19 protein-coding genes are annotated in these 22,815 nt (G+C 71.1%); 10 read left to right on the top strand and 9 right to left on the bottom strand.

What is annotated here, in order from left to right:
* Positions 1-5: 5 nt before the first annotated feature.
* Positions 6-1,208 carry a replication initiation protein gene (locus tag BLP73_RS11430; protein WP_245686639.1) on the bottom strand — a complete coding sequence of 401 codons (1,203 nt, stop codon included), beginning with the start codon at positions 1,206-1,208 and terminating at the stop codon, positions 6-8.
* A gap of 505 nt (positions 1,209-1,713) precedes the next feature.
* Here BLP73_RS11430 and BLP73_RS11425 point away from each other — a divergent pair.
* Positions 1,714-3,108 (top strand): AAA family ATPase, encoded by a 1,395-nt coding sequence (locus tag BLP73_RS11425; protein ID WP_090744309.1) that lies wholly within the window; start codon positions 1,714-1,716, stop codon positions 3,106-3,108.
* Positions 3,101-4,210, top strand: coding sequence for a ParB/RepB/Spo0J family partition protein (locus tag BLP73_RS11420; RefSeq protein ID WP_090744305.1), 1,110 nt, complete (start codon positions 3,101-3,103; stop codon positions 4,208-4,210). The genes BLP73_RS11425 and BLP73_RS11420 overlap by 8 nt, the downstream gene beginning before the upstream one ends.
* A gap of 97 nt (positions 4,211-4,307) precedes the next feature.
* Here the strand turns inward: BLP73_RS11420 and BLP73_RS11415 are convergent, their stop codons facing one another.
* Together BLP73_RS11415 and BLP73_RS11410 are read right to left on the bottom strand one after the other, a co-directional pair.
* Positions 4,308-4,979 (bottom strand): NnrU family protein, encoded by a 672-nt coding sequence (locus BLP73_RS11415; RefSeq protein WP_090744302.1) that lies wholly within the window; start codon positions 4,977-4,979, stop codon positions 4,308-4,310.
* A gap of 256 nt (positions 4,980-5,235) precedes the next feature.
* Complete coding sequence (locus tag BLP73_RS11410) at positions 5,236-5,427, bottom strand: hypothetical protein (protein WP_090744299.1); 192 nt, start codon at positions 5,425-5,427, stop codon at positions 5,236-5,238.
* A gap of 110 nt (positions 5,428-5,537) precedes the next feature.
* Between BLP73_RS11410 and BLP73_RS11405 the strand changes: the two genes are divergently transcribed.
* Together BLP73_RS11405 and BLP73_RS11400 are read left to right on the top strand one after the other, a co-directional pair.
* Positions 5,538-7,586: a 4Fe-4S binding protein gene (locus BLP73_RS11405; RefSeq protein ID WP_090744296.1), complete on the top strand. Its 2,049-nt coding sequence runs from the start codon at positions 5,538-5,540 to the stop codon at positions 7,584-7,586.
* Positions 7,583-8,440, top strand: coding sequence for an FAD:protein FMN transferase (locus BLP73_RS11400; protein WP_090744293.1), 858 nt, complete (start codon positions 7,583-7,585; stop codon positions 8,438-8,440). The genes BLP73_RS11405 and BLP73_RS11400 overlap by 4 nt, the downstream gene beginning before the upstream one ends.
* A 54-nt stretch (positions 8,441-8,494) precedes the next feature.
* Here the strand turns inward: BLP73_RS11400 and BLP73_RS11395 are convergent, their stop codons facing one another.
* From BLP73_RS11395 to BLP73_RS11380, 4 genes are all read right to left on the bottom strand, one after another.
* On the bottom strand, positions 8,495-9,388 hold the full coding sequence (locus BLP73_RS11395; RefSeq protein ID WP_090744290.1) for a substrate-binding periplasmic protein: 894 nt from the start codon (positions 9,386-9,388) through the stop codon (positions 8,495-8,497).
* Positions 9,389-9,399: 11 nt separating this feature from the next.
* On the bottom strand, positions 9,400-10,089 hold the full coding sequence (gene pedF, locus BLP73_RS11390) for a cytochrome c-550 PedF (RefSeq protein ID WP_090744287.1): 690 nt from the start codon (positions 10,087-10,089) through the stop codon (positions 9,400-9,402).
* Positions 10,090-10,183: 94 nt separating this feature from the next.
* Positions 10,184-11,167: a YVTN family beta-propeller repeat protein gene (locus BLP73_RS11385; RefSeq protein WP_090744284.1), complete on the bottom strand. Its 984-nt coding sequence runs from the start codon at positions 11,165-11,167 to the stop codon at positions 10,184-10,186.
* Positions 11,164-12,345, bottom strand: a complete 1,182-nt coding sequence (locus BLP73_RS11380; RefSeq protein WP_090744634.1) for an ABC transporter substrate-binding protein — start codon at positions 12,343-12,345, stop codon at positions 11,164-11,166. The genes BLP73_RS11385 and BLP73_RS11380 overlap by 4 nt, the downstream gene beginning before the upstream one ends.
* 126 nt (positions 12,346-12,471) lie before the next feature.
* Between BLP73_RS11380 and BLP73_RS11375 the strand changes: the two genes are divergently transcribed.
* From BLP73_RS11375 to BLP73_RS11355, 5 genes are all read left to right on the top strand, one after another.
* A complete protein-coding gene (locus BLP73_RS11375) occupies positions 12,472-13,080 on the top strand; it encodes a tetratricopeptide repeat protein (protein WP_245686638.1) in 609 nt (202 codons plus the stop codon).
* A gap of 135 nt (positions 13,081-13,215) precedes the next feature.
* Complete coding sequence (locus tag BLP73_RS11370) at positions 13,216-14,982, top strand: PQQ-dependent methanol/ethanol family dehydrogenase (RefSeq protein ID WP_090744282.1); 1,767 nt, start codon at positions 13,216-13,218, stop codon at positions 14,980-14,982.
* 190 nt (positions 14,983-15,172) lie between these two features.
* The gene (locus BLP73_RS11365; protein WP_090744628.1) at positions 15,173-15,898 is read left to right on the top strand and encodes a response regulator transcription factor; all 726 of its coding nucleotides are present in this window, start codon (positions 15,173-15,175) and stop codon (positions 15,896-15,898) included.
* Positions 15,876-17,048: an FIST N-terminal domain-containing protein gene (locus tag BLP73_RS11360; protein WP_090744279.1), complete on the top strand. Its 1,173-nt coding sequence runs from the start codon at positions 15,876-15,878 to the stop codon at positions 17,046-17,048. The genes BLP73_RS11365 and BLP73_RS11360 overlap by 23 nt, the downstream gene beginning before the upstream one ends.
* A complete protein-coding gene (locus BLP73_RS11355; protein ID WP_245686637.1) occupies positions 17,045-19,330 on the top strand; it encodes a hybrid sensor histidine kinase/response regulator in 2,286 nt (761 codons plus the stop codon). The genes BLP73_RS11360 and BLP73_RS11355 overlap by 4 nt, the downstream gene beginning before the upstream one ends.
* A 36-nt stretch (positions 19,331-19,366) precedes the next feature.
* Here BLP73_RS11355 and BLP73_RS11350 read toward each other — a convergent pair whose 3' ends face one another.
* A complete protein-coding gene (locus BLP73_RS11350) occupies positions 19,367-20,365 on the bottom strand; it encodes an SDR family oxidoreductase (protein WP_090744275.1) in 999 nt (332 codons plus the stop codon).
* Positions 20,366-20,453: 88 nt separating this feature from the next.
* Between BLP73_RS11350 and BLP73_RS11345 the strand changes: the two genes are divergently transcribed.
* Positions 20,454-22,091 (top strand): alpha-amylase family protein, encoded by a 1,638-nt coding sequence (locus tag BLP73_RS11345; protein ID WP_245686636.1) that lies wholly within the window; start codon positions 20,454-20,456, stop codon positions 22,089-22,091.
* 12 nt (positions 22,092-22,103) lie between these two features.
* Here BLP73_RS11345 and BLP73_RS11340 read toward each other — a convergent pair whose 3' ends face one another.
* Positions 22,104-22,799 (bottom strand): winged helix-turn-helix transcriptional regulator, encoded by a 696-nt coding sequence (locus tag BLP73_RS11340; protein ID WP_090744267.1) that lies wholly within the window; start codon positions 22,797-22,799, stop codon positions 22,104-22,106.
* Positions 22,800-22,815 lie beyond the last annotated feature (16 nt).

Below are 22,815 nucleotides of genomic sequence, written 5' to 3'. Positions count from 1 at the left end.
GCGCGCTAGCCCCCTGCCCCGCCCTCCGGCAGGTCGGCGAAGAGGCCCGGCGACATCTCCTCCCAGAAGGCGCGGATGCGCGCGGCGTTCAGCGGCGACATCCAGCCGTGCCGCTCGAAATCCAGCCGCGCTCCGCCCTCGGTCAGCTGGCTCAGGAACAGCCGCTTGTCCGCGTCGCGCTGCGTCGGCGTGCGCGCCTTGATCACCTCGAGGATGCGGCGCAGCCGCTCGGCCTGCGGGTTCGCCGGCTCGGTCGCGGCGGGCTCGGGGCCATAGCCCCCCTCCAGCGCGGCGCTCAGGTAGCCGACCTTGCTGACCACGTTCTTGCGCCCCTCGACATAGTCCAGCCGCGCCCGCACCTGGTCCTCGCCATGCGCGCCCAGCCACTGCCGCGCCAGCCGGTCGCTGGCCCCGAGCGCGCGCAGCCGGGCATAGACCTCGCCATGCCGGGCGCCCTCGCCGTCGTCGATGTCCAGGATCGCCAGCTGCGGGTTCTCGCGGATCAGGAAGCGGATATGCGTCACCGCCCGGCCCTGCTTCTTCGTCTCGGGGCTCAGGATGATGTTGCTGGTCTTGTTCACCTCGGCCACGGCAGGCTTGATGATCTTGGCGTTCAGCTGCTTGAACACCTCGTAATAGGCCGAGCCGTCCACGCCCATCAGCCGGCGGAACAGCTCCAGCTCCCACCACCCGGTCGAGCCGGTCCGCACGAAGCGGTAGCAGTTCTCGTAAAGCGCCAGCGCATGCCCCGAGGTGAACCGCCGCTGCATGTTCAGGTTGATGAGGGCGAAGACCTTGGGATCGTGCAGCTTCTCGGCCAGCGCGGGGGAATAGGCGTATTCGCAGACCCCGCCCTTCAGCTTGGCATAGCTGAGCAGGCTCGAGACGCCCCATTCCTGCCGGCCCTTCTCGTCCAGCATGTCCCATTCGGCCACCGTCTCGACCAGGCCGCGCAGGGACTGCTTCAGCGTGTCGATGTCGTTGCTGTTGTAGCCGATCATCAGGCACAGCGTGCGGGCGTCGATCTGGTGGCTGGCGCGGCTGGTCAGCGTGTCATAGGCGTTCAGCAGCAGCACGTTCGACAGCTTGCGCTGCAGCAGCGTCAGCTTGCCCGAGACATGAATGGCCGCGACGTGCTTCTTGACCGCGCCGCGGCGCAGGGCACCGGACAGCTGATCGCGGGGAATGTCGTCCATCTCGCCTGTCATCCTTTTTTGCCTTCGATCATGCCGCAAAAGGCACCCGGGCACAATATTGGGAAAGGCACCCTAGCGCGGATCGGGGCCGTCCCGTGGACGGGTTCCTTTGCCATCCGGCGCGTCTCGAAGGTGCCCGCATCCGGGATGCCGGGTCCGGCATCCGCACCTTGAGGCGCCTGAAACGGGACATGAAAGGCCCATCCCGCAGAGATACACCCCCTGCCCCGCGAATCGGCACCGCTCCCACCGCAGATGGGTGCCCCTTGTCCCGCAGGCGGGTACCGGTCATCCCGCGGACGGGTGCCGCATTGGTCTCAGGCCATTGTTTCAGAAGCTAATTTCAGCCGGAAAGGTTCTAAACCTGATAAACAAGATTCAAGCTTTACGGGTGCTTCCTTCTGAAAATATTGGCGGTTTCGCGGCGAAACTCGGCGCCGGGCTTCGCATGACGCAAATCATGTGCCATAGATCGGGCGACACGCGCTGGAACTCGATACATTACGACAGGACCAAGATGTCAGGCAAAGAGCCACTACCTCCCTACTTCAACATCGACCCGGCGCGCGCCGCCCGTCGCCTGGCCGAGCCGATCGGCACCGCCCGATTCGCGAAGGCCGCCGCCTTCGCCGCCCGCGGCCGCCAGGACCTCGCCGAACGCGGCTATGCCCCGGACGGACGCAAGCGCCTGCGCCGCTTCTCGACATGGGAGATCTGCCGCTACCTGATCCCGGTCGCCACCGCCCATTTCCGCCGCGTGCTGCGCAAGCATCCCGACCTGCCGCAGGGCGTCGGCGAGGGCAACTCGAAGTGGTTCACGCTCGAGGACGTGCTGCGCCTGCGCGACCACTTCGCGACCGAGGGCGCGGCCGACCGCGAATACCGCCCCTGGCGCCCCGAGGGGCTCCCGGCCAAGATCCTCGCCGTCGCGAACTTCAAGGGCGGCGTCGGCAAGACCTCGACTGCGGCGCATCTGGCCATGTCGGCGGCGCTCGACGGCTACAAGGTGCTGGTCATCGACCTCGACAGCCAAGGCAGCATGACCTCGATCATGGGCGGACGCGTCGCGGATGAATGGTCCACAGCCTTTCCGCTGCTGGCCAAGGACTATGCCCTTGCTTTGCAAGCGGAAAATCGCATCCGCGAGGCGGCCGGTAAGCCCCCCCTGCCCTTCGACGAGACCTTGACCGAGGCGCTCGGGATCAGCGTCCGCGACCTGATCCAGCCGACCCACTGGCCCAACATCGACCTTCTGGGCGCGCAGCTGAACCTCTACTGGGCCGAGTTCCAGGTTCCGGTCTGGCGCATGGGCTTGCGCGGCTGGCCGCTTTGGGACGCGCTGTCGAACGGGCTGGCGCAGGACGGTGTGCTGGACCGCTACGACATCGTCATCCTGGATACGCCCCCCGCGCTCGGCTACCTGACCATCAACGCGCTGGCGGCGGCCGACATCCTGCTGGTCCCGCTCGGCGCGACCTTTCTGGAGTTTGACTCGACGGGCCGGTTCTTCGACATGCTCTACTCGACCTTCGCCAGCGTCGAGGAAGGCGAGAACAGCGCCCGCCGCCGCGACGGCCTGCCCGAGATGCGCTTCGAATGGGACGCCGTGCGCGCCATCATCACCCGCTTCGAGGCCGGCCAGCAGACCGACCTCGCCAATGTCATCCAGGCCTATTTCGGCGACTTCATGACCACGTATCGGCAAGAGTTGACTGCGATGGTCGGTCAAGCCGGCGAGCAGGTGAACGGCATCTACGAGGCCGATTACCGTGAGTTCAACCGCGACACCTATGTCCGCGGCCGCGAGACCTTCGACCGGACCTGGGCCGAGGTGAAGGAGTTGATCCTGGGGGCGTGGTGGCGCGATCTTCAGATGGCAGATGTGGAAGAAAAGGAGGCCGACCATGGCTAAGCGCCGCCGGCTGGAAGCGCCCAGCACCGATGCCCTCAGCCGGATCGAGGCAGAGTTTCGCGGCGAAACCCCCGACCGCGGCCTGCTGGCGAAGGGCGTCGCGCCCATCGCGCAGGTGGCGGCCGACAGCGCGGCCCATCTTCAGGCCGACAGCGCCGAGGCGCGCGAGGCGCGGGCGCGGCTGGAGGGGGACGCCGCCCAGCTTCAGGCGGCGCGCGAGGCCGGCCTTCTGATGGTCGAGCTGCCGCTGGAGCAGATCGACGAGGACGCGATGATTCGCGACCGCATGACCATGGGCGAGGCCGAGATGCTGGAGCTGCGCCAGTCCATCGCCGCGCACGGGCTGCGGCTGCCGATCGAGGTCTTCGAGCTGGAGACGCCGGGCAGGGCAGGGCAGCGCTATGGGCTGCTCTCGGGCTATCGGCGGCTGATGGCGACACGCGGGCTTCTGGAACTGACCGAGGCCGAGAAGTATCGCCGCATCCGGGCCATCGTCCGGCCCCGCTCGGATGCCGGGGGCGCCTTTGTCTCGATGATCGAGGAGAACGAGGTCCGCGAGAGCCTCAGCCATTTCGAGCGCGGCCGCATCGCCGTGATCGCCGCCAACCACGGCGCCTTCGCGAATACCGAGGAGGCGGTGGACCGGCTGTTTGCCACCGGCTCGAAGGCCAAGCGCTCGAAGATCCGGTCCTTCGCGCTGATCTTCGAGGAGCTGGGCGACATGCTGTCCTTCCCCGAGGCGCTGACCGAGCGGCGGGGCCTGGCGCTGGCCTCGGCGCTGCGGCAGGGGGCCGAAGGGCAGGTGCGCGAGGCCTTGTCCCGGCGCACCCCTGCGGATGCCGAGGAAGAGTGGGCGCTGATCGAGCCGGCGGTCAACCGGCTGGAGACGGCGCTGCGCGATCCGGCGCGGGGCGGGCGGCCGAAGCGGCCGGCCCCTGTGGCGGGGTGGGTGGACGACAAGACTTTGCGGACCTCGACCGGGATCACGATCCGCCGCTCCTCGGACAGCCGGGGGCATCTGCTGCGGCTGGAAGGGACTGCACTGACGGCGGACCTGATGGACAGCCTGATGCTGGAGATCCGGTCGCTGCTGGAGCGGTGAGGTTTCGCCGCGAAACCACCTGCGAAATTACCGGAAGTCCGGCGACTATTCGTAATCATTACAAATAGTTATGACAGTCGGAGGGTGTGACTGCCGGTCAGCCGAGGAAGTTTCGCCAGATCGACACGCCGGCGAGCCAGCGGTGGAGGAGGATCACGGCCAGCAGCCCGGCAGCGGCCGACAGCAGCCGCGTCCAGCCGAGCGGCAGGCGCAGCGGCGCGGCGCGCAGGCGGGCGATCTCGGCGCGCCACTCCTCCGCGCCCTTGCGGCGGAGGGCGCGGCGGTCGAGCATCCGCATCCCGAGCAGGGCGAAGCCGGCAAAGCCGCCGAAGAGCAGCGCATGGGCAAGATCGCCGTTCACCGCCAGATGGCCAATCGCCCAGAGCAGCAGCGCCAAGAGCACCGGGTGGCGCGTCAGGCGGACGATGCCGGGGCGGTCCGGGTCGAAGAGGTGGTTGCGCGCGCCGCCGAAGGAGAAGGGGTTCGGGCGCGCGATCGAGACGGCCAGCAGCAGCGCGGCGGGAATGGTGGCCGCCAAGACCAGCCAGGCCGCGCCGGCGGGCTGCGGCCAGAGGGGCAGGCGGGGCGCACGCCCTGCCGCGCCGATCAGCCAGGCGAGCGCCGTCAGCGACAGCGCGGAATAGGCCAGCGTGTAGCCGCGCGTGCCAAGCGCCGCGACCAGCCGGGGCCGGATCGCCGCGCGCGAGGGCAGGGCGTGGGTGGCGAGGAAGAAGCCCCAGGCCGCGGCATATTCGGTCCAGCCGGTCAACGGCGCGGCTCCTGCCGCGGCGGGGTGCCCGAAGGCATCTGCCGAGGACGCCGCAGGATCCGGCTCGCGCGCCGGTCGGGCAAGCGTCGTGCGGCACCGTCGGGCGGGCAGGGGAGGGGGGCTGCGGGCGTCATGCAGGGATAGGAGGCGAGGCAGCGCCCGGCGTCAATCGGCCTCGGGCCGGGGGCAAGCGCCGGGGGTGCCGATCGCACCGCCGCCGCGTTGCCGCGGCGGCGCCTGCCGCCCGCGCGGGGCGTCAGTCCTTGCTCTTGTCGATCATGCCGGGGCGGGCGGGGTCCTCGGCCACGGCGGCATCGGGGCGGATGCCGCCGGGCACTGCCGGCCGCTCGTCCTTGGCGGCGCTTTCGGGCGTGGCCGGGTGGCGCTCGGTCCGGGCGGATTCGTGGATCAGGTCGGCGGCGTCGGGCTTCTGGTCGGGTCGGGTCATGATGGTCCTCCTTGGCCGGTCATGAACCGCGCCCGGCCGGCGATGTTCCCGCCCGCCGCTATCGACCATCGTCCTATATGCGGGCGGGCGCCGCGGCGTAATCTGGCGGGATGTGGCGCCTCGTCCTCGTCCTGCTGCTGGTCCTTTCTGCGCCCTTGCGGGCGCAGACCATGGCCGATCACGTCGTCGCGCCCTACGCGCTTGGCCCGCAGCTGACCGAGGAGGGGGTCTGGAGCCTTCTCAACTCGGGCGGGGGCGAGGCGGGCTACGTCTTCGAGACGGGGCCGCTGGCGCCGCTGCCGGGCTTTTCGGGCCAGCCGATCAACATGCTGGTGATGATGGACCTGGAAGGGACCTTCATCGACGTGCGCCTGCTGGCGCATAACGAGCCGATCTTCGTCTCGGGCCTTGGCGAGGCGCCGCTGCGGCAGTTCCTGGCGCAGTATCGCGGCCATTCCATCCACGAGGCGCTGGTCGTGGGCAGTCCCTACGGGGCGGGGCAGGGCAGCGAGCTGGTCTATCTGGACGGGGTGACGAAGGCGACGGCCTCGGTGCGGATCGCGCATGAATCGATCCTGGCGGCGAGCCTCGACGTCGCGCGCGAGCGGATGCAGGGGCTGAAGGCCGGCCCGCCGCCGCGGCCCGATCCGGGGCATGACGAGGTGCTGGACTGGGACGCGCTGCTGGAGCAGGGGCTGGCGCGGCGGCTTCAGGTCACCAATGCCGAGGTCGAGGCGGGCTTTGCCGGCACGCGGTGGGCGGGAGCCGATCCCGAGGCGCGGGCGGACCCCGAGGGCCTCTATCTGGACCTTCTGGCGGTGGATCTGGGGCCGCCCTCGATCGCGCGGGCGGTGCTGGCGCCCGAGACGCTGGCCGAGCTGGCGCGCCAGTCCGAGGTGGCCCCGGACGACGAGTTCATCCTGCTGGTCGAGGCCGGCCGGCACGGGCTGGTCGGTCCCGACTTCATCCGCAACACCGCGCCCGACCTGCTGGGCGCCGCGCAGGATGGGCTGCCGCTGGCGCTGCGCGACGCCGACATCCTGGCCGAGCTGCATCCCGACCTGCCCGCGCCCTGGCAGGAGGCGGTGCGGATGGTGCTGCGGCTCGACCGGCGGCTCGGCTTCGATCCGACGCGCGAATGGCAGCTGCTGCTGCGGGCCGAGCGGCAGCACGGCATGTTCCAGCCCGAGACCGGCAGCACCGAGCTGGCGCTGGCCATGCAGCTGCCCGAGCGGTTCTTCCTGGCCGCCACGGGCAGCGCGCCGCGCCCGCCCTGGCTGGAGGCGATCGAGGCGCGGCGGGCGGACCTTCTGGTGCTGGGGGCCGGCCTGCTGCTGCTTTTCGGCCTGCTCGCCCGGCAATCGCGCTTGGCCGCGCATCCGCGCTATGGCGCGATCCGGCTGGCGGTGCTGGCGGCGGTGATCGGCTTTGTCGGCTACTGGGGGCAGGGGCAGCTGTCCATCGTGACGCCGCTGGCGGTGATCCGGGGGCTGGCGCAGGGCGGGGGGCTGGCGGTGCTGCTCTACGATCCGTTCTCGCTGATGATCTGGGCGGCGGCGATCCTGGGGCTGGTGATCTGGGGCAGGGGGCTCTTCTGCGGCTGGCTCTGTCCCTATGGCGCGATGCAGGAATTCGCCCACCATGCCGGGCGCAGGCTGGGCCTGCCGGAATGGCGCCCGGCGCCCAGCTTCGCCCGCGCGGCGCTGTGGAGCGGGCCGATCGCGCTGGTGGGGCTGATCGCCACCGCCTTCCTCGCCCCCGGCCATGCGGAGACCGTGGCCGAGATCGAGCCCTTCAAGACCGCCATCACCACGCATTTCGTCCGTCCCTGGCCCTATGTCCTTTGGGCCGGGGGCTGGCTGGCGCTGTCGATGGTCTGGTTCAAGGGCTACTGCCGCTCGCTCTGCCCGCTCGGGGCGCTGATGCGGGCGGGGGACGTGCTGCGCCTGCGCCGCTGGATCCCGCGGCGGGCCGAGTGCGGCAGTCCCTGCCAGCTTTGCCGCGTGCGCTGCCGCTATGACGCGATCGCGCCGAAGGGGCAGATCCGCTATTCCGAGTGCTTCCAGTGCCTCGACTGCGTGACGATCCATGACGACGCGCGCCAATGCGTGCCGCTGATCCTGGCGGCGCGCGGCCGGGCGCGGAAGGAGGCCGCATGACCTCGCGCCGCCGGTTCCTGACGATCATGGCCGGCGCCGCGCTGCTGGGCCGGGCGGCGGGCGTGGCCGAGTGGCAGGGCCGCGTGATGGGCGCGGAGGCGCGGCTGCTGATCCGGGCCGGGCGCGGCTCGGACGAGGTGCTGGCCGGGCTGCGGGCGCGCATCGCCGCGATCGAGGCGGCGTTCTCGCTGCACGCGCCCTCGGAGCTGACGCGGCTGAACCGGACCGGCCGGCTGGAGGCCTCGGGGCTGATGCTGGGGGCGCTGCGGCTGGCGCGGCGGATGCACGGCGCCACCGGCGGCGCCTTCGATCCGGGGGTGCAGCCGCTGTGGCAGGCGCTGGCTGCGGGCCGGGCGGCGGGGCCGGTGCTGCCGATGGGCGGGCTGACCCTCGAGGGCCGGCAGGTGCGGCTGGCGGCGGGGCAGGCGCTGACGCTGAACGGGCTGGCGCAGGGCATCGCGACGGACCTGGTGGCGCAGGCGCTGGCGCCGGTGGGCGAGGTGCTGGTCGACATGGGCGAGAGCCGGGCCGTCGGCGGCGACTTCCGGCTGGCGCTGGAGGACCCGGCGGCGGGCAGCCTGGGGCAGATCACGCTGCGGGCGGGGCGGGCGGTCGCCACCACGTCGCCCGGCGCGCTGCTGTTCGCCTCGGGGCAGAGTCATGTGATCGGGCCGCAGGGCCAGCCGCCGCTCTGGTCCAGCGTCACCGTCGAGGCGGCGAGCGCCGCGCTGGCCGATGCCGCCTCGACCGCCTTCGCGCTGATGCCGGCCCCCGCGATCCGGCGGGTGGCGCGGGATTTGGGGCTGGGGCCGGTGCGGCTGGTCGATGCGAGGGGCGATCTGGTGACGCTGTAGCGGGGCAGGGGGCCGCCCCCGCGCCGCGCGCCGGTCAGCGCCCGTCTGCGCGCGTCAGCGCAGGCCGGGGCGGTAGGTGGCGCCGTGGCGAGCGTAGATCGCTTCCAGCCGGCCATCCTCGACCGCGCGGCCGATGATCGCGTCGACCTCGTAGCCGAGCGGGCGGTGCTGGGTCGAGACGGCGACGCCGATGGTCCAGGACGACCGCTCAAGCCCCAGAAGCGGCGGGCTGTGGATGGCGATCCCCTCGCCGGCCAGACCCTCCAGCTCGGTGATCGGGGCCATCACGGCCATGACCTCGCCCGCGGCGAGCGCCGCCATCGCGGCGCTGGTCGAGGGGAAGCGGTGCACCTTGTCGGCCGCCGCCCCGACCAGCCCGGTCAGGTAGAAGTCCGAGATCGAATCGTTCTCGACCCCCACGCGGTCATAGCGGAAATAGGCCGGGACCGGCCCCTTCTCGGGGTATTCCGCCAGCGAATAGGCGATGGCGAGGCTTTCTTCGGCATAGATGCCGGTGAAGACGACCTGGTCCATCCGGCAGGACAGGTCCACGTCGTAGGGGGCGTGCATGAAGACGTTCGACACCCGCCCGTCCACGGCCGCGCCGCGATAGACGTAGTTCAGCATGTCCTGGTCCAGCGTCTCGCCCGCCTGCACGAGGCGCAGCCGCGTCTCGACGCCCAGCTCGTCGCCGATGAGGCGCGCGAGGTCCACGTCGATGCCCTCGGGGCCGTCCGCGCCCATGAAGGACCAGGGCGGGAAATCCTCGTAGAGCGCGACCTCGATCCAGCCCTCCTCGGTGATGCGGTCGAGCGAGCGGCCGACATCCTGCGGGAAGGTGTTCTGCGGCCGCGCTTCCGGGGTGTAGCCGGCGCAGGTCGGGGCGGGCTGCGCCCCGGCCAGGGCCGGGACGAGCGCGAGGCAGATCGCCAGAAGGCGCGCGCGCATGGCCGGGGGCCTCAGTGCGCGGCCGAAAGGCCGATGGTCAGCAGCTCGCTGGCCGCCTTGGTGTTGTCCGGCGAGGCGGCCAGCACCTCGGCGGCGCGCGAGACGGTGCTGTCGGCCCGCGGCGCGCCCGAGGCGGTCGTCACGGTCGCGGCGATCTCGGCCAGCTCGGCCTCGAGCGCGGCGGCGTCGCCCTCGCCCGCGGCCAGCTGGTCGCGGATCTCGGCCAGACGGGCAGCGTGGTCGTCCAGCGCGCCATCCTCGGGGCGGGTCTCGACATAGGTGCGGATCGCCCAGGCCGCCTTCTGGCCCAGCACCTCCTCGAAGGCGGGCATCTTGGTGGTGCCGTCCTGCGTGTAGCCGTGGCGGAAGCGCTCGATGAACCACTCGTCGCCATATTCCTCGGCCTCGAGGAAGCGCAGGTCGGGGGCGAGGCCGCCCGAGACGGCGCCGAGGCCGTGGCAGCGCGCGCAGTTCTGGTTGTAGCCGCTGTCGCCGATCTTGACGGCGGCCAGCCAGACCTCGTCGCCCGCGGCCTCGGCGCGGTAGGGGTTCTCGGTCAGCCATTCCTCGCCCACATCGGGCAGGGCGTCGGTGTTCACCGGCTGCGGCGCGACATCGCCATGGGCCATGATCTGGACCGGCACGGCCAGGCAGCCGGCGGTCAGGATGGCCGCGAGGGCCGCGTTGAGTTTCGTGGGCATGATGGTCCTCCTCCACGGGCTCGCGCCCTTGATGCCGTTATGAATGATGGGGCCAATGCGGCAATTCGACCTTGGTCGATGCGGCGGTGCGCCGTCAGTTTGCGGGGGTCGGCCGCGCGGCGGCGCCCCAGGGATAGCGGCCGACCTTGACGGTGCGGATGGTGCTGTGGCTGGCGACGTCGAAGATGGTGACATCGCCCGAGACGCCGTTGGTGGTGAACATCTGCGTGCCGTCCGGGCTGAGCGCCATGTGCCAGACGCGCCGGCCGACGAGGATGTAGTCGATCACCTCGAAGCTGGCCGCGTCGACGACCGCGACATGATCGGCCGGCCCGAGCGCGACGAAGATCTTGCTGCCGTCGGGCGAGAAGACCATGCCGACGGGTTGCAGCCGCTCGGGCCGCACGCCCGGCAGCGCGAAGGAGATCTTGGCCAGCTCGGCCCGGCGCTCGGTGTCGAAGACGGTGACGGTGCCGCCGATCTCGGAGCTGACCCAGAGCTGGCTGCCGTCGGCGGTGAACTCGGCATGGCGCGGGCGGGCATCGACCAGCGTGTTGGCCAGGACCTCGTGCGTCTCCGTATCGATCCAGTGCGCCATGTTCGTCGTCTCGGAGGTGGTGACCTGCACCCGGCCGTCGGGGGACATGCCCATGCCCTCGGGCTCGATCCCGACGGCGATCTGGGCGACGACGCGGCGGGTCTGGGTGTCGACCACGGTGGTCAGCGCGTCGTCCTCGTTCGCGATCCACAGCATCCGGTCGTCGGGCGAGAGGACGAACTGTTCGGGATCGTCGCCCGAGGGCAGGTCGTGCAGGATCTGGCCCGTCGCCGGGTCCATGACCTGCACGGCGTTCGAGTCCGAAGCGCAGAAATAGAGCAGCGTGTGGTCGCTGTTGAAGGTGATGCCGCGCGGGCGCTGGCCGGTGGGGTAGGTCGCGATCACCTCCTGGCTGGCGACGTCGATGACGCTGACGGTGTTGTCCAGCTCGTTCGTGACCCAGACCTCGTCCGCGCGGGCGGGCAGGGCCGCGAGGCAGAGGGCGAGGGCGGCGGTGGTGGCGGTCAGGTGGCGGGTCATCTGGCGTCTCCGAATCGGGTGCAGGCGGTGCCGGGGCGGTCCTGGCCGAGGGTGTCCAGCTCCGAGAACTCGTGCAGGAAGCCCTCGAGCGGGGCGGTCATGACCACGGCGCGCTCGGTCACCAGCGGCACGGGCTGGCGCATCTGGCCGTCCCAGTCCCGGAAGGACAGGGGCGTGCCGAGAAAGCCGGACAGGCGGAACTCGTCCGACAGAAGGTAGGCGCGCAGGGCCGCCGGCGCCGGATCGCCGGTGCGCGTCACCGTCTCGCCGATGGCGGCCAGCGCGGCCCAGGCCGCGAAGTCCGGCGCCTCCATCCCGCGGCCGGCGATCTCGCGGAAGCGGCCTTGCAGCTGGGCGGCGCCCCAGTTCTCGACCGCGGCCGAGAAGCCGAGCGGCATGATCCCCTCGGAGCCGGCCACGGGGCGCGGCAGCCAGGTGTTGTAGGCGATGTAGCGGCCGAAATCGCCGCGCTCGTCGGCCACGACCAGAAGGTCATGGTCGGGCAGGCCTTGGGTGAAGGCCGGCACCTCCTCGGATGCGACGCGGCGCATGTCGGCGTCGAACGCCCAGCCCGTCTCGCCCGCGAGGGTCAGGCCGAACTTGGCAACGGCGCCCCGAAGCGCCGCGGCGAAGGCCGCATCCTCGGGGTTCGGGCCTTCCAGCAGCGCCAGCCGCGTCCAGCGCTTCTTCAGCGCGAACTGCGCCAGCGCGTCGGCGCGCATGGCGAGGCTGGGCGTGGTGTGCAGCAGGTTCGGGCGGCACTCGGTCCCGCGCAGGGCGTCGTCGGGGACGGCGATGTTGAAGATGACCGCGCCTGCCGCCTCGGGCAGGTCGGCCAGCTCCAGAAGGTCGGCGGCGGGCGCCTTGACGACCAGCAGTCGCGCGCCTTCGGCCAGAAGCGCCTGGACCGCCGGCAGGAACGCGGCCTCGGGCGCGACGCGGGTCTCGGTCAGCTGGTAGTTCGTGCCGGTGAAGCGGCCCGTGGCTTGGATGTCGGCAAGGCCCAGCTCGGCGCCGGCGAGGCCCAGATCCTCGGGCGGGGCGATCAGGTTCGACAGGATCGGCGGCGGCACCACCTGCCGCTCGATCACGTCGATGCGGATCGGCTCGGCCCATGCGGCGGCGCCGGCCAGCAGCGTCGCCGCGATCGTCGCGGTGGCGGCAAAATCGCGAAGCATCGTCCCTCCCATCCCTGCGCCGAGCATTCGGGAAGGGGGCGGGCGCGGAAATACGACCATGGTCGAATTCCGCCGCCCTCCCGCGCGGCGCATGATGGACCTGCCCCGCGTGACGGAGGATGACACATGCGCGCTCGTCTTGGCCAAGCCCACTTTGTCGACCGCGTCCGTGCCGGGCTGCTGGCGGCGCTGCTGCTGTCGCTGCCCGGCCTCGTGCTGGCGCAGCCTGCGCCCGAGACGCCGCCCGAAACGCCGCCCGAGGAGCTGGGCGATCTCAATCCCGACGAGCTGACCTGGCAGCGCGTCATGCGCGACACCGAGCGGGGCGAGACCTCGATGATGAACTGCGCCATGGGCTACATGATCACCAAGAGCGGCCGGCACGTCCCGGCGCGCGAGCTGTTCGAGCGCTGCGCGGCGGACGGCTGGACGGGCGCGATGACCTGGATGAGCCAGCTGGACGAGAACGGGCTCGGCGCGCCCCGTGACAGCGCCCGCGCCGCCGAATGGGACCGCCGCGCGGCCGAGGCGGGTGATCCGGTCGGCCAGTTCAACCACGGGCTGGGCCTTCTGCGCGGGCACGGCACGCGCTACGACCCCGAGGCGGGGCGGCGGATGATCGACAGCGCCGCGCAGGCCGGCCTGCCCGTCGCGCGCCGCCTCCAGGAGGCGGGCTACGACCCGCGCGCCGTCACCCCCGACGCCGACGAGGGGCGGTTCCAGCCGATGTTCTGAGCGGGCCGTCGGCGCCCCTCACCAAGGCATTCGACCAATGGACAATATACGCCCGGACGGGCCGGCCCATACTTCCCCGTGACGCCTCTGGCCAGCCATCGGCCGCCGGGGCCGAGTGGAGCGGAGGAGAGAGACATGAACAGATTCGTGCTTGCGACGGTGCTTGCGCTGACCGGGGCCGCCGCCCCGGCGCTGGCCGCCGTCACCGAGGAGGACCTGGCCAACGACCAGGCGACGGCGGAGAACGTGCTGACCAACGGGATGGGCCGCGACCTGCAGCGGTTCAGCCCGCTGACCACGCTGAATCGCGACAACGTGGACAACCTGGTGCCGGCCTGGGCCTTCTCGTTCGGGGGAGAGAAGCAGCGCGGGCAGGAGAGCCAGCCGCTGATCCATGACGGCATCATGTACGTCACCGGGTCCTATTCGCGGCTCTACGCTGTCGACGTGAAGACCGGCAAGGAACTGTGGCAGTACGACGCCCGCCTGCCTGAGGGCATCCTGCCCTGCTGCGACGTGGTCAACCGCGGCGGCGCCATCTACGGCGACAACATCTATTTCGGCACGCTCGACGCCCGCATCGTGGCGCTGGACCTGAAGACCGGCGACGTGAAGTGGAACAAGAAGATCGCCGAATACAAGGAAGGCTATTCCTACACGGCCGCGCCCCTGATCGTGAACGGGCTGGTCATCACCGGCAACTCGGGCGGCGAGTTCGGGATCGTCGGCGAGGTGCAGGCCCGCGACGCCGAGACGGGCGAGACGGTCTGGACGCGCCCGGTGATCGAGGGCCACATGGGCACGCTGAACGGCCAGGAAAGCACCATGACCGGCACGCTGAACGCGACCTGGCCAGGCGACATGTGGAAGACCGGCGGCGGGGCGACCTGGCTCGGCGGCTCGTATGACGCGGACACCGACACGCTGGTCTTCGGCACCGGCAACCCGGCGCCCTGGAACAGCCACCTGCGCAACGCCGGCACCCCGGTCGAGGGCAACACGGGCGACAACCTCTACGCCGCCTCGCGCCTCGGGATCGACCCGGCGACGGGCGAGATCAAGTGGCACTTCCAGTCCACCCCGCGCGAGGGCTGGGACTTCGACGGCGTCAACGAGGTCGTGGCCTTCACCGATGCCGAGGGCAACGAGCGCTTCGGAACCGCCGACCGCAACGGCTTCTTCTACGTGCTGAACCGCGAGGACGGCGCCTTCGTCACCGCCCATCCCTTCGTCAAGGACATCACCTGGGCTTCGGGCATCGACGAGACCGGCCGGCCGATCTTCAACGAGGACAACCGTCCCGGCGCGATGAACGAGGCGGCCGAGGGCGGCAAGGGCCAGCAGGTCTTCGCGGTGCCCTCGTTCCTGGGCGGCAAGAACTGGCAGCCGATGGCCTACAGCCAGAACACGGGCCTGTTCTACATCCCCTCGAACGAGTGGGGCATGGACATCTGGAACGAGCCGATCAGCTACAAGAAGGGCGCGGCCTATCTGGGCGCCGGCTTCACCATCAAGCCGATCTTCGAGGACCATATCGGCTCGCTCAAGGCGATGGACCCGGTCACGGGCGAGGTGAAGTGGGAATACAAGAACGACGCGCCGCTCTGGGGCGGGGTGATGACCACGGCCGGGGGCCTGGTGTTCTTCGGCACGCCCGAGGGCGAGTTCAAGGCGCTGAACGACGAGACCGGCGAGGAGCTGTGGTCCTTCCAGACCGGCTCGGGCATCGTCGGCCAGCCCGTCACCTGGGAACAGGACGGCGAGCAGTTCGTCTCGATCGTCTCGGGCTGGGGCGGCGCGGTCCCGCTCTGGGGCGGCGAGGTGGCCAAGAAGGTGAACTACCTGAACCAGGGTGGCATGGTCTGGACGTTCAAGCTGCCCGCGCAGCTGGCCGCCAACTGAGCCGGGCTTGACAGTCAGGGGGATGCGCGGGACCATCCGCGCATCCCCGTCCGGGTCGCGGCCACAGGACGGCCGCCGCCCTGCCGGCAGCGCCCGGCACCCACAGGCCGCCGGCGCTTCCGGCACCCCAGGATCGCCGCGTCGGCGGACCGCCCCGTTCACCCGCAGAGGTCACGCCATGCCCATCCCGATGACGACCGTTCCCGGCCCGGCGACGCCCCCGCGGGACGGCGGCTTTCACGCCGCGCTCATCGTCGAGGACCATCCGCTCTTCGGCGACGCGCTGGCGATGACGCTGCAATCGGTCTCGGGCATCCGCCACGTCACCCATGCCGAGAGCCTGGCGCAGGCCGGGCAGTTCCTGGACGAGGGGCTGGCGGTCGACGTGATCCTCCTGGACCTGAACCTGCCCGACGTGGACGGGCTGGAGGGGCTTCTCCACCTGCGCCGCATCGCGCCGCGCATCCCGGTCCTTCTGGTCACCTCGGTCAACGACACCCGCATCATCCGCGCCGCACTGGCCGGCGGCGCCGCCGGCTTCGTGCCCAAGCATTCGCGCCGCGAGGTCTTCCGCGCCGCCTTCGAGGCGCTGGTCAACGGCGAGATCTTCGCCCCGAACCTGCCGCAGGACGACCTGGCCGAGGGCGCGCTCGGGCCGGGCGGATCGGCCGAGACGGTCATCCGCCGCATCTCGCAGCTGACCCGGCAGCAGGCCCGCATCCTGGCCCTGATCTGCGAGGGACGCATGAACAAGCAGATCGCCCATGACCTGTCCATCGCCGAGACCACGGTGAAGGCCCATGTCACCGCCATCATGCGAAAGATGGGTGTGTCATCGCGCACGCAGGCTGTATTGATGGCGCAGCACTCGAAGGTCACGGAGCGGTTGAACGATGTCGCAGGAGGAGCCCAGTAGCCCGTCCCCGCCGGACGCCGCCGGACCGCGCCATGCCTCGGCCCCTCTGGACCAGGCCGACCCCATCGCCAGCCTCGCCGCGCGGCTCGGGCAGGGGCCCTTCGCGCTGGTCCTTCTCTTCGCCGGCGACGGCGCCGACCTTGGCCGCCTGCTGCCCCGCGCGGCCGAGCTGCTCGGCCCCTGCGCGCTGGCCGGGTGCAGCACGGCCGGCGAGATCGGCGAGACCGGCTACCGCGACGGCAGCCTCGTCGCCATCGCCTTCCCCGCCGCCAGCTTCGCCGCCGACACGATCCTGATCGACCCCATCGATGCCATCGAGCAGCGCAGCATGATCGCCCGGCTCCAGCAGCTGCGGCAGGGGCTGCGCGCCCGCGCCGAGCCCTTCCCGCACGAACTGGCCATCCTGCTGGTCGACGGCCTGTCGGGACGCGAGGAGCACCTGATCGCCTCGCTCGCCGGGGGCCTGGGGCCGGTGCCGACCGTGGGCGGCTCGGCCGGGGACGGGCGGCGCTTTGTCCGCAGCCAGGTCTTCTCGGGCCTGGCGCTGCGCGACCGGGGCGCGGCGGCCCTGTGCCTGCTGCGCTCGCGGATGCCGCTGCGCACCTTCTCGTTCAACTCCTCGCAGCCCTCGCGCACGCAGATGGTCGTCACCCGCGCCGACCCCGCCCGCCGCATGGTGCTGCGCATCAACGACGAGCCGGCGGCATTGGAATATGCGCGCCTGCTGGACTGCCCGCCCGAGAGCCTGGGGCCGCGCATGTTCGCCACGCGGCCGGTGCTGGTCAGGGCGGCGGGGCGGCATTTCGTCCGCTCGATCCGCGACGTGGGGCCGGGAAACGCCCTCGCCTTCTTCGGCGCCATCGCCGAGGGCATGGTCCTGACCCTGGCCGACGAGGCCGACATCGTCACGGACCTCTCCCGCTCGCTCGCCGGGCTGGCCGAGGCGGGGGCGCCGCGCATGGTGCTGGGCTTCGACTGCATCTTCCGCCGGATCGACGCGGAGAATCGGCAGAAGACGCGCGAGGTCTCGGCGCTGCTGGCCCGGCATAACGTGGCGGGCTTCTCGACCTATGGCGAGCAGTTTGGCCGGCTGCACGTCAACCAGACGCTGACCGGCGTCGCCTTCTATGACCCGGACCCGCAGCCATGACCGACATCCCGCCCCCGCGCCCCGAGCTGCCCGCCGACATCGAGCGGATGCTGTCGGCCTCGGACGATCCCGCGCGGCGCCACGACAAGCTGGTCGCCATCGCGCAGTCGCTGATCCGCCAGATCGAGGAGCCGCCCGAGGATCACGGCGTCGGCTACGCCCAGTTCCAGCGCGCCGCCGTGCTGGAGGACGAGGTCCGCGCCCGGACGCAGGACCTCGAACATGCGCTGGACCTGCTGAACGCGTCGAACGCGCGCCTGTCCGAGGCCTATCACGAGAAGGACGTGGCGCGGCGCAACCTCGCCTCGGCCATCGAGGCGGTGCAGGAGGGTTTCGCCTTCTTCGACGCTTCGGACGTCTTGGTGATGTGCAACTCGCGCTTCAACGCGCTTCTGCCCGACATCGTCGGCCGCCTCCGGCCGGGCCTTCAGTTCGAGGAATACCTGACCATCGCCGCCAGCTCGCGCCACCTGGTGCTGCCCGAGGCGATGACGCGCGAGGCCTGGATCGAGATGCGCCGCCGCCGCCACCGCGAGCGGAACTTCATCGCCACGCAGGCCATGGCCGACGGACGGCTGGTGCAGGTCAGCGAGCAGCGCACGGCCGATGGCGGCACCGCGATCCTGCAGACCGAGGTGACCGAGCTGATCCGGGCCGAGCGCGCCGAGCGGGGCCGGATGCTGGACGGACAGGCGGCGATCCTGCAGGCGACGCTGGAGCATCTGACGCTCGGCGTCTGTCTCTTCGACAGCGGGCTGCGGCTTCTGGGCTGGAACAGCAACCTCTCGCAGATGCTGGCCCTGCCGGTGACGCGGCTGCGGCGGGGGATGCATTTCGACGAGATCTTCCACCAGCTGCGCACGCAGTTCGCCTTTCCGGCCCTCCAAGGCGCCAACCAGATGTCGGACTGGGTCCGCTCGGTCCGGCGCAAGCGGCCGTTCAGCGTCGAGGTCAGGGGCGAAGGCGGCAGCGGCGCGGGCGGGGCGGGCGAGGGGGGGCGCACGCTGGCGATCTTCGCGCAAGAGATCCCCGAGGGCGGGTTCGTGCTGTCCATCGACGACATCACCGACCACAAGCGCGCGCTGCAATCGGTCAGCCGGGCCAACGAGATGCTGGAGACGCGCGTCGCCGCCCGCACGCTGGAGCTGGAGGACGCGCTGGCGCGGGCCGAGCGTGCGAATTCGTCGCGCGCTCGTTTCGTGGCGGCGGTGGGCCATGACCTGATGCAGCCCCTCTCGGCGGCGACGCTCTATGTCGGCTCGCTGTTCGAGGAGATCACGCAGCCCGGCCCGCGCGGCAAGCTGGACAAGATCCAGCGCTCGCTGGATTCGGTGAGCGGGCTGATCGAGGCGCTGCTCGACATCTCGCGGCTGGAGGCGGGCGAGGCGGCGCTGACGGTCGAGCCGATCGCCCTGGCCCCGGTCTTCGAGCAGCTGCGCGAGGAGTTCACCCCGGTGGCCGAGCAGAAGGGCCTGTCGCTGGTCTTCCGGCCGGTCCGCGCGACGGTCCTGTCGGATCGCAACTACCTGCGGCGCATCCTGCAGAACCTCATCTCGAACGCGATCCGCTACACGGACCGGGGGCGGGTGCTGGTCGCCGCGCGCAAGCGCCGGGGCGGGCTGCTGATCGAGGTGCGCGACACCGGCCGCGGCATCGCCGCCGAGAACCACGAGGTCATCTTCGCCGAGTTCAAGCGGCTGGACGCCAAGGCCTCGGCGGCCGAGGGGCTGGGCCTCGGCCTTGCCATCGTCGAGCGCGCGGCCGCGCTGCTGGGGCACCACCTGTCGCTGCGCTCGGCCCCGGGGCGCGGCTCGACCTTCGCGGTTGAGGTGGCGACGACGCTGGACGTCACCGGCGAGGGCCGGGCGGGCCCGGCCGTCACCCGCCCGGACGAGGGCGGCGATCTGGAGCTGACGGCGCTGATCGTCGAGAACGACACCGAGATGGCGCTGGCCCTGTCGCAGCTGATGGAGCAATGGGGCGTCAACGTGCTGAACGTCGCCTCGGGCGAGGAGGCGGTGGCGCTGCTGCACGAGACCGGCGTCGAGCCCGAGATCTGCCTGGTGGACTACCAGCTGGGCGCGGGGATGGACGGGCTGAGCTGCATTGCCGAGATGCGCCGGCTGCTGCCCGGGGGCGGCAGCCATTGCCTGATGACGGCCGACCGCTCGGACGCGCTGCAGGCCGAGGCCGGGCAGCTGGGCGTCGCGGTGCTGACAAAGCCCATCCTGCCGGCGACGCTGGTGCAGGTGGTCATGTCGGGGCGCCGCCTGACCCGCTGAGCCGGCCGGCCCGCTGAGCCGGCCGGCCCGCGCTCGTCAGCCGCGCCGCCCCATGACGCCGCGCGCCGCGGCGAAGGCGACGGCCCCCGCGAAAAAGGCACCGAGGGCGCGCATCCGTCCCGGGTGCCAGGTGGTGACGCTGCCGCGCGCCTGGTCCCCGAAGCGGCCCGCCGCGCCGTAGTCGATCGACACGTCCAGCGGCTCGAACAGGTTGTCGGGCCGGTCCTGCGCGGCCTCCTCGGTCTGCTGGCCGTCATAGCCCTGGCTCGCCAGCACCTGGTCCACCACCGCCGGCAGCGCCGCGTCCCCGAGGATCGCCTTGACCGCCGAAGCCGCCAGCCAGACCTCGCGCGGGGTGTCCATCGCGGCGCGGAAGATCGCGCGGGCGATGGCCTCGGGCGCATGGATCGGCGGGACGGGCTGGGCGCTGCGGGCCATCTTGTTGCGCGCCCAATCGAACTGCGGCGTGTTCACGGCCGGCAGGTGCACCTCGGTCAGCCGGATCGGGCTTTTCTCGTGCAGCAGCTCCGAGCGCAGCGAATCGAAGAAGCCGCGCGTGGCGAACTTGGCGGCGCAATAGGGGGCCTGGAGGGGAATGCCGCGATAGGCCAGCGCCGAGCCGACGCTGAGGATCGTCCCGTAACCCTGCCGGCGCATCTGGCGCAGCGCGGTCTGGGTGCCGAAGACCTGGCCGAGATAGGTGACTTCGGTCACGCGGCGGAACTCGTCCGGCGTCACCTCGGAGACGGGGGCGAGGATCGTCGCCATCGCCGCGTTGATCCACAGATCGATCCGGCCGAAGCGCGCCACGACCTCGTCCGCCGCCCGGTCCAGCGCCGCCGCATCCGCCACGTCCACCGGCAGGACCAGCGCCTGCCCGCCCCGCGCCTCGACATCGCGGCGCGCCCCCTCCAGTCCACCGCGGCCGCGGGCGATCAGCCCGACCGACCAGCCGCGGGACGCGAATTCCTGCGCCACGGCCCGGCCCACCCCGGCCGAGGCGCCGGTGATGACGATAACGTTGCCTGCTGCCATGACGGCCTCCTGTCCTTGCCTGCAGGGGGTGAACCCCCGCGCCTGCCGGGGCGTTCCGCTGTCGCAGCAGAAGGGAAGCCGCATGGATATGAGCCGCACGGGAGATGTCTGGTGGAAGAACGCGGTCATCTACTGCCTCGATGTCGAGACCTTCCAGGACAGTGACGGCGACGGGATCGGCGACTTCAACGGGCTGACGCAGCGGATCGACCACCTGGCCGGGCTGGGCGTCACCTGCATCTGGCTGATGCCCTTCTACCCCTCGCCGAACCAGGACGACGGCTACGACATCGTGGACTATTACGGTGTAGACCCGCGGCTCGGCACGCTTGGCGACCTGGCCGTTTTCGTGCGCACGGCGCGCGACCGCGGCATCCGGGTCATCGCGGACCTCGTCGTGAACCACAGCTCGGACCGGCACCCGTGGTTCCTATCGGCGGCCGCCGACCGGAACTCGCCCTATCGCGACTGGTATGTCTGGCGCGACGAGATCCCCGAGGGCGGGCCCGAGGACCTGGTCTTCCCCGATGCGGAGACCAGCAACTGGGAATGGCACGAGGAGACGAAGCAGTACTTCCTGCACCGCTTCTACCGCCACCAGCCCGACCTCAACATCGGCAACCCGGCCGTGCGCGAGGAGATCTGCAAGATCGTCGGCTTCTGGCTGCAGCTGGGCCTGTCCGGCTTCCGCGTCGATGCCGTGCCCTATCTGCTCGAGACGCATGGCGTCGATCTGGACACGCATGACTGGCTGCGCGACCTGCGCAGCTTCACCATGCGCCGCTGCGGCGACGCGCTGCTGATGGGCGAGGTGAACCTGCCCTACCAGGAGGTGCGGCGCTTCTACGGCGACGAGGGCGGCGGCGAGCTGAACATGTGCCTCGACTTCAACATGAACCAGGCCCTCGCGCTGGCGCTGGTGCGCGAGGATGCGGGCGCGCTCGTCCATTGCCTGCGCGCGATGCCCGCCCTGCATGCCGACGATGGCTGGGCGCATTTCGCCCGCAACCACGACGAGTGGTCCTTGGACAAGCTGACCGAGGCCGAGCGGCAGCAGGTCTTCAAGGCCTTCGGTCCCAAGGAGGACATGCAGCTTTTCGGCCGGGGCCTGCGCCGGCGCATCCCGACCATGCTGAAGGGCGACCAAGACCACATCCGCCTCGTCTACAGCCTGATCTTCGCGCTGCCCGGCGCGCCGGTGCTGTTCTACGGCGAGGAGATCGGCATGGCCGAGAACCTCGACATCCCCGGCCGCATGAGCGTGCGCAGCCCGATGCAGTGGAGCGACGAGCCGAATGGCGGCTTTTCCTCCGCACCGCCCGAGATGCTGTCGCGCCCGGTCGTGACCGGCGGCAAATGGGGCGCCAAGGTGCTGAACGCCGCCGCGCAGGAGCATGAGCCGGACTCGATGCTGAACTGGACCGAGCGGCTGATCCGCCGCCGCCGCGAGACGCCCGAGATCGCCTTCGGCGAGTGGAGCTTCATCCCCTTTCCCGATGCCGCGATCTTCGCGCTGCGCTATGACTGGGGCGGCCGGACGGTGCTGGTGCTGCACAACCTCGGCAAGCGCGCCTGCCGGTCGGAATGCCGTCCCGACGGCGCCGAGGCCTGGGCCAGCCTGACCAACATCTTCGGCCAGGGCGGCTTCGACCTGGCCGCCGACGGCAGCTTGCGCATCGAGCTTCCCGCGCGCGGCGTCCTCTGGCTGCGGGTGCGCCCGCGCTGAGGCGACCCGGCGTCAGCCGGCTGGCACGCCGACCTTGGGCGGCAGATTGAAGAGGTCGATGAAGCGCTGCCGCAAGGCGGCCTCGCCCATGGCGGTCACGCCCACCGCCTCGGGCGGCACGCCGCCATAGATGACGGCGGCGAGGGCAGGGGCGTCCGGCGCGGTGAAGGACAGCTCGGCCCCCTCCGAGGTGCCGCGGCGGATGGAAAGCGCGCCATCCTCCAGCCGGGCGGTGAAGGTGGCGTGGCCGATGGCGAAGTTGCAGCTGAGCGCCAGGCCCGCCGCCGCCGGGCGGTCCAGCATCGTGCGCAGCGACATCATCATCGAGGCGGCGGAAAGCGGCAGCGTCGGATCGTGCTGCGGCGAGGCGGCGGCCCACCGCCCCAGCTCCTGGATAATCGGCTCGGCCGCCATGCCCCAGGCCGTCAGCCCGTAGAGCCGCGCGGGCGTCGGCGCGGGGGCGGTGCTGCGGGTGACGATGCCGCTGGCCTCCAGCCCCGCCAGGCGCTCTGTCAGGATCTTGGCGCTGATGCCGGGCAGCTCGGCCCGGAGGTCCGAAAAGCGGCGCGGGCCGAAGATCAGCTCGCGCACGATCAGAAGGGACCAGCGTTCGCCCAGAAGCTCCATCCCGAAGGCGGTGCCGCAGGCATCGTCGTACCAGCGGCCATGAGCGGCGGGTGGCGCAATAGTTTCTTTTTGTGACTTCATAGTTGCTTTAAGTAAT

Source organism: Paracoccus tibetensis (assembly GCF_900102505.1).
GTDB lineage: Bacteria > Pseudomonadota > Alphaproteobacteria > Rhodobacterales > Rhodobacteraceae > Paracoccus > Paracoccus tibetensis.
The sequence above is the reverse complement of the archived record's forward strand: the minus strand, read 5'-3'. Positions and strand labels throughout refer to the sequence as shown.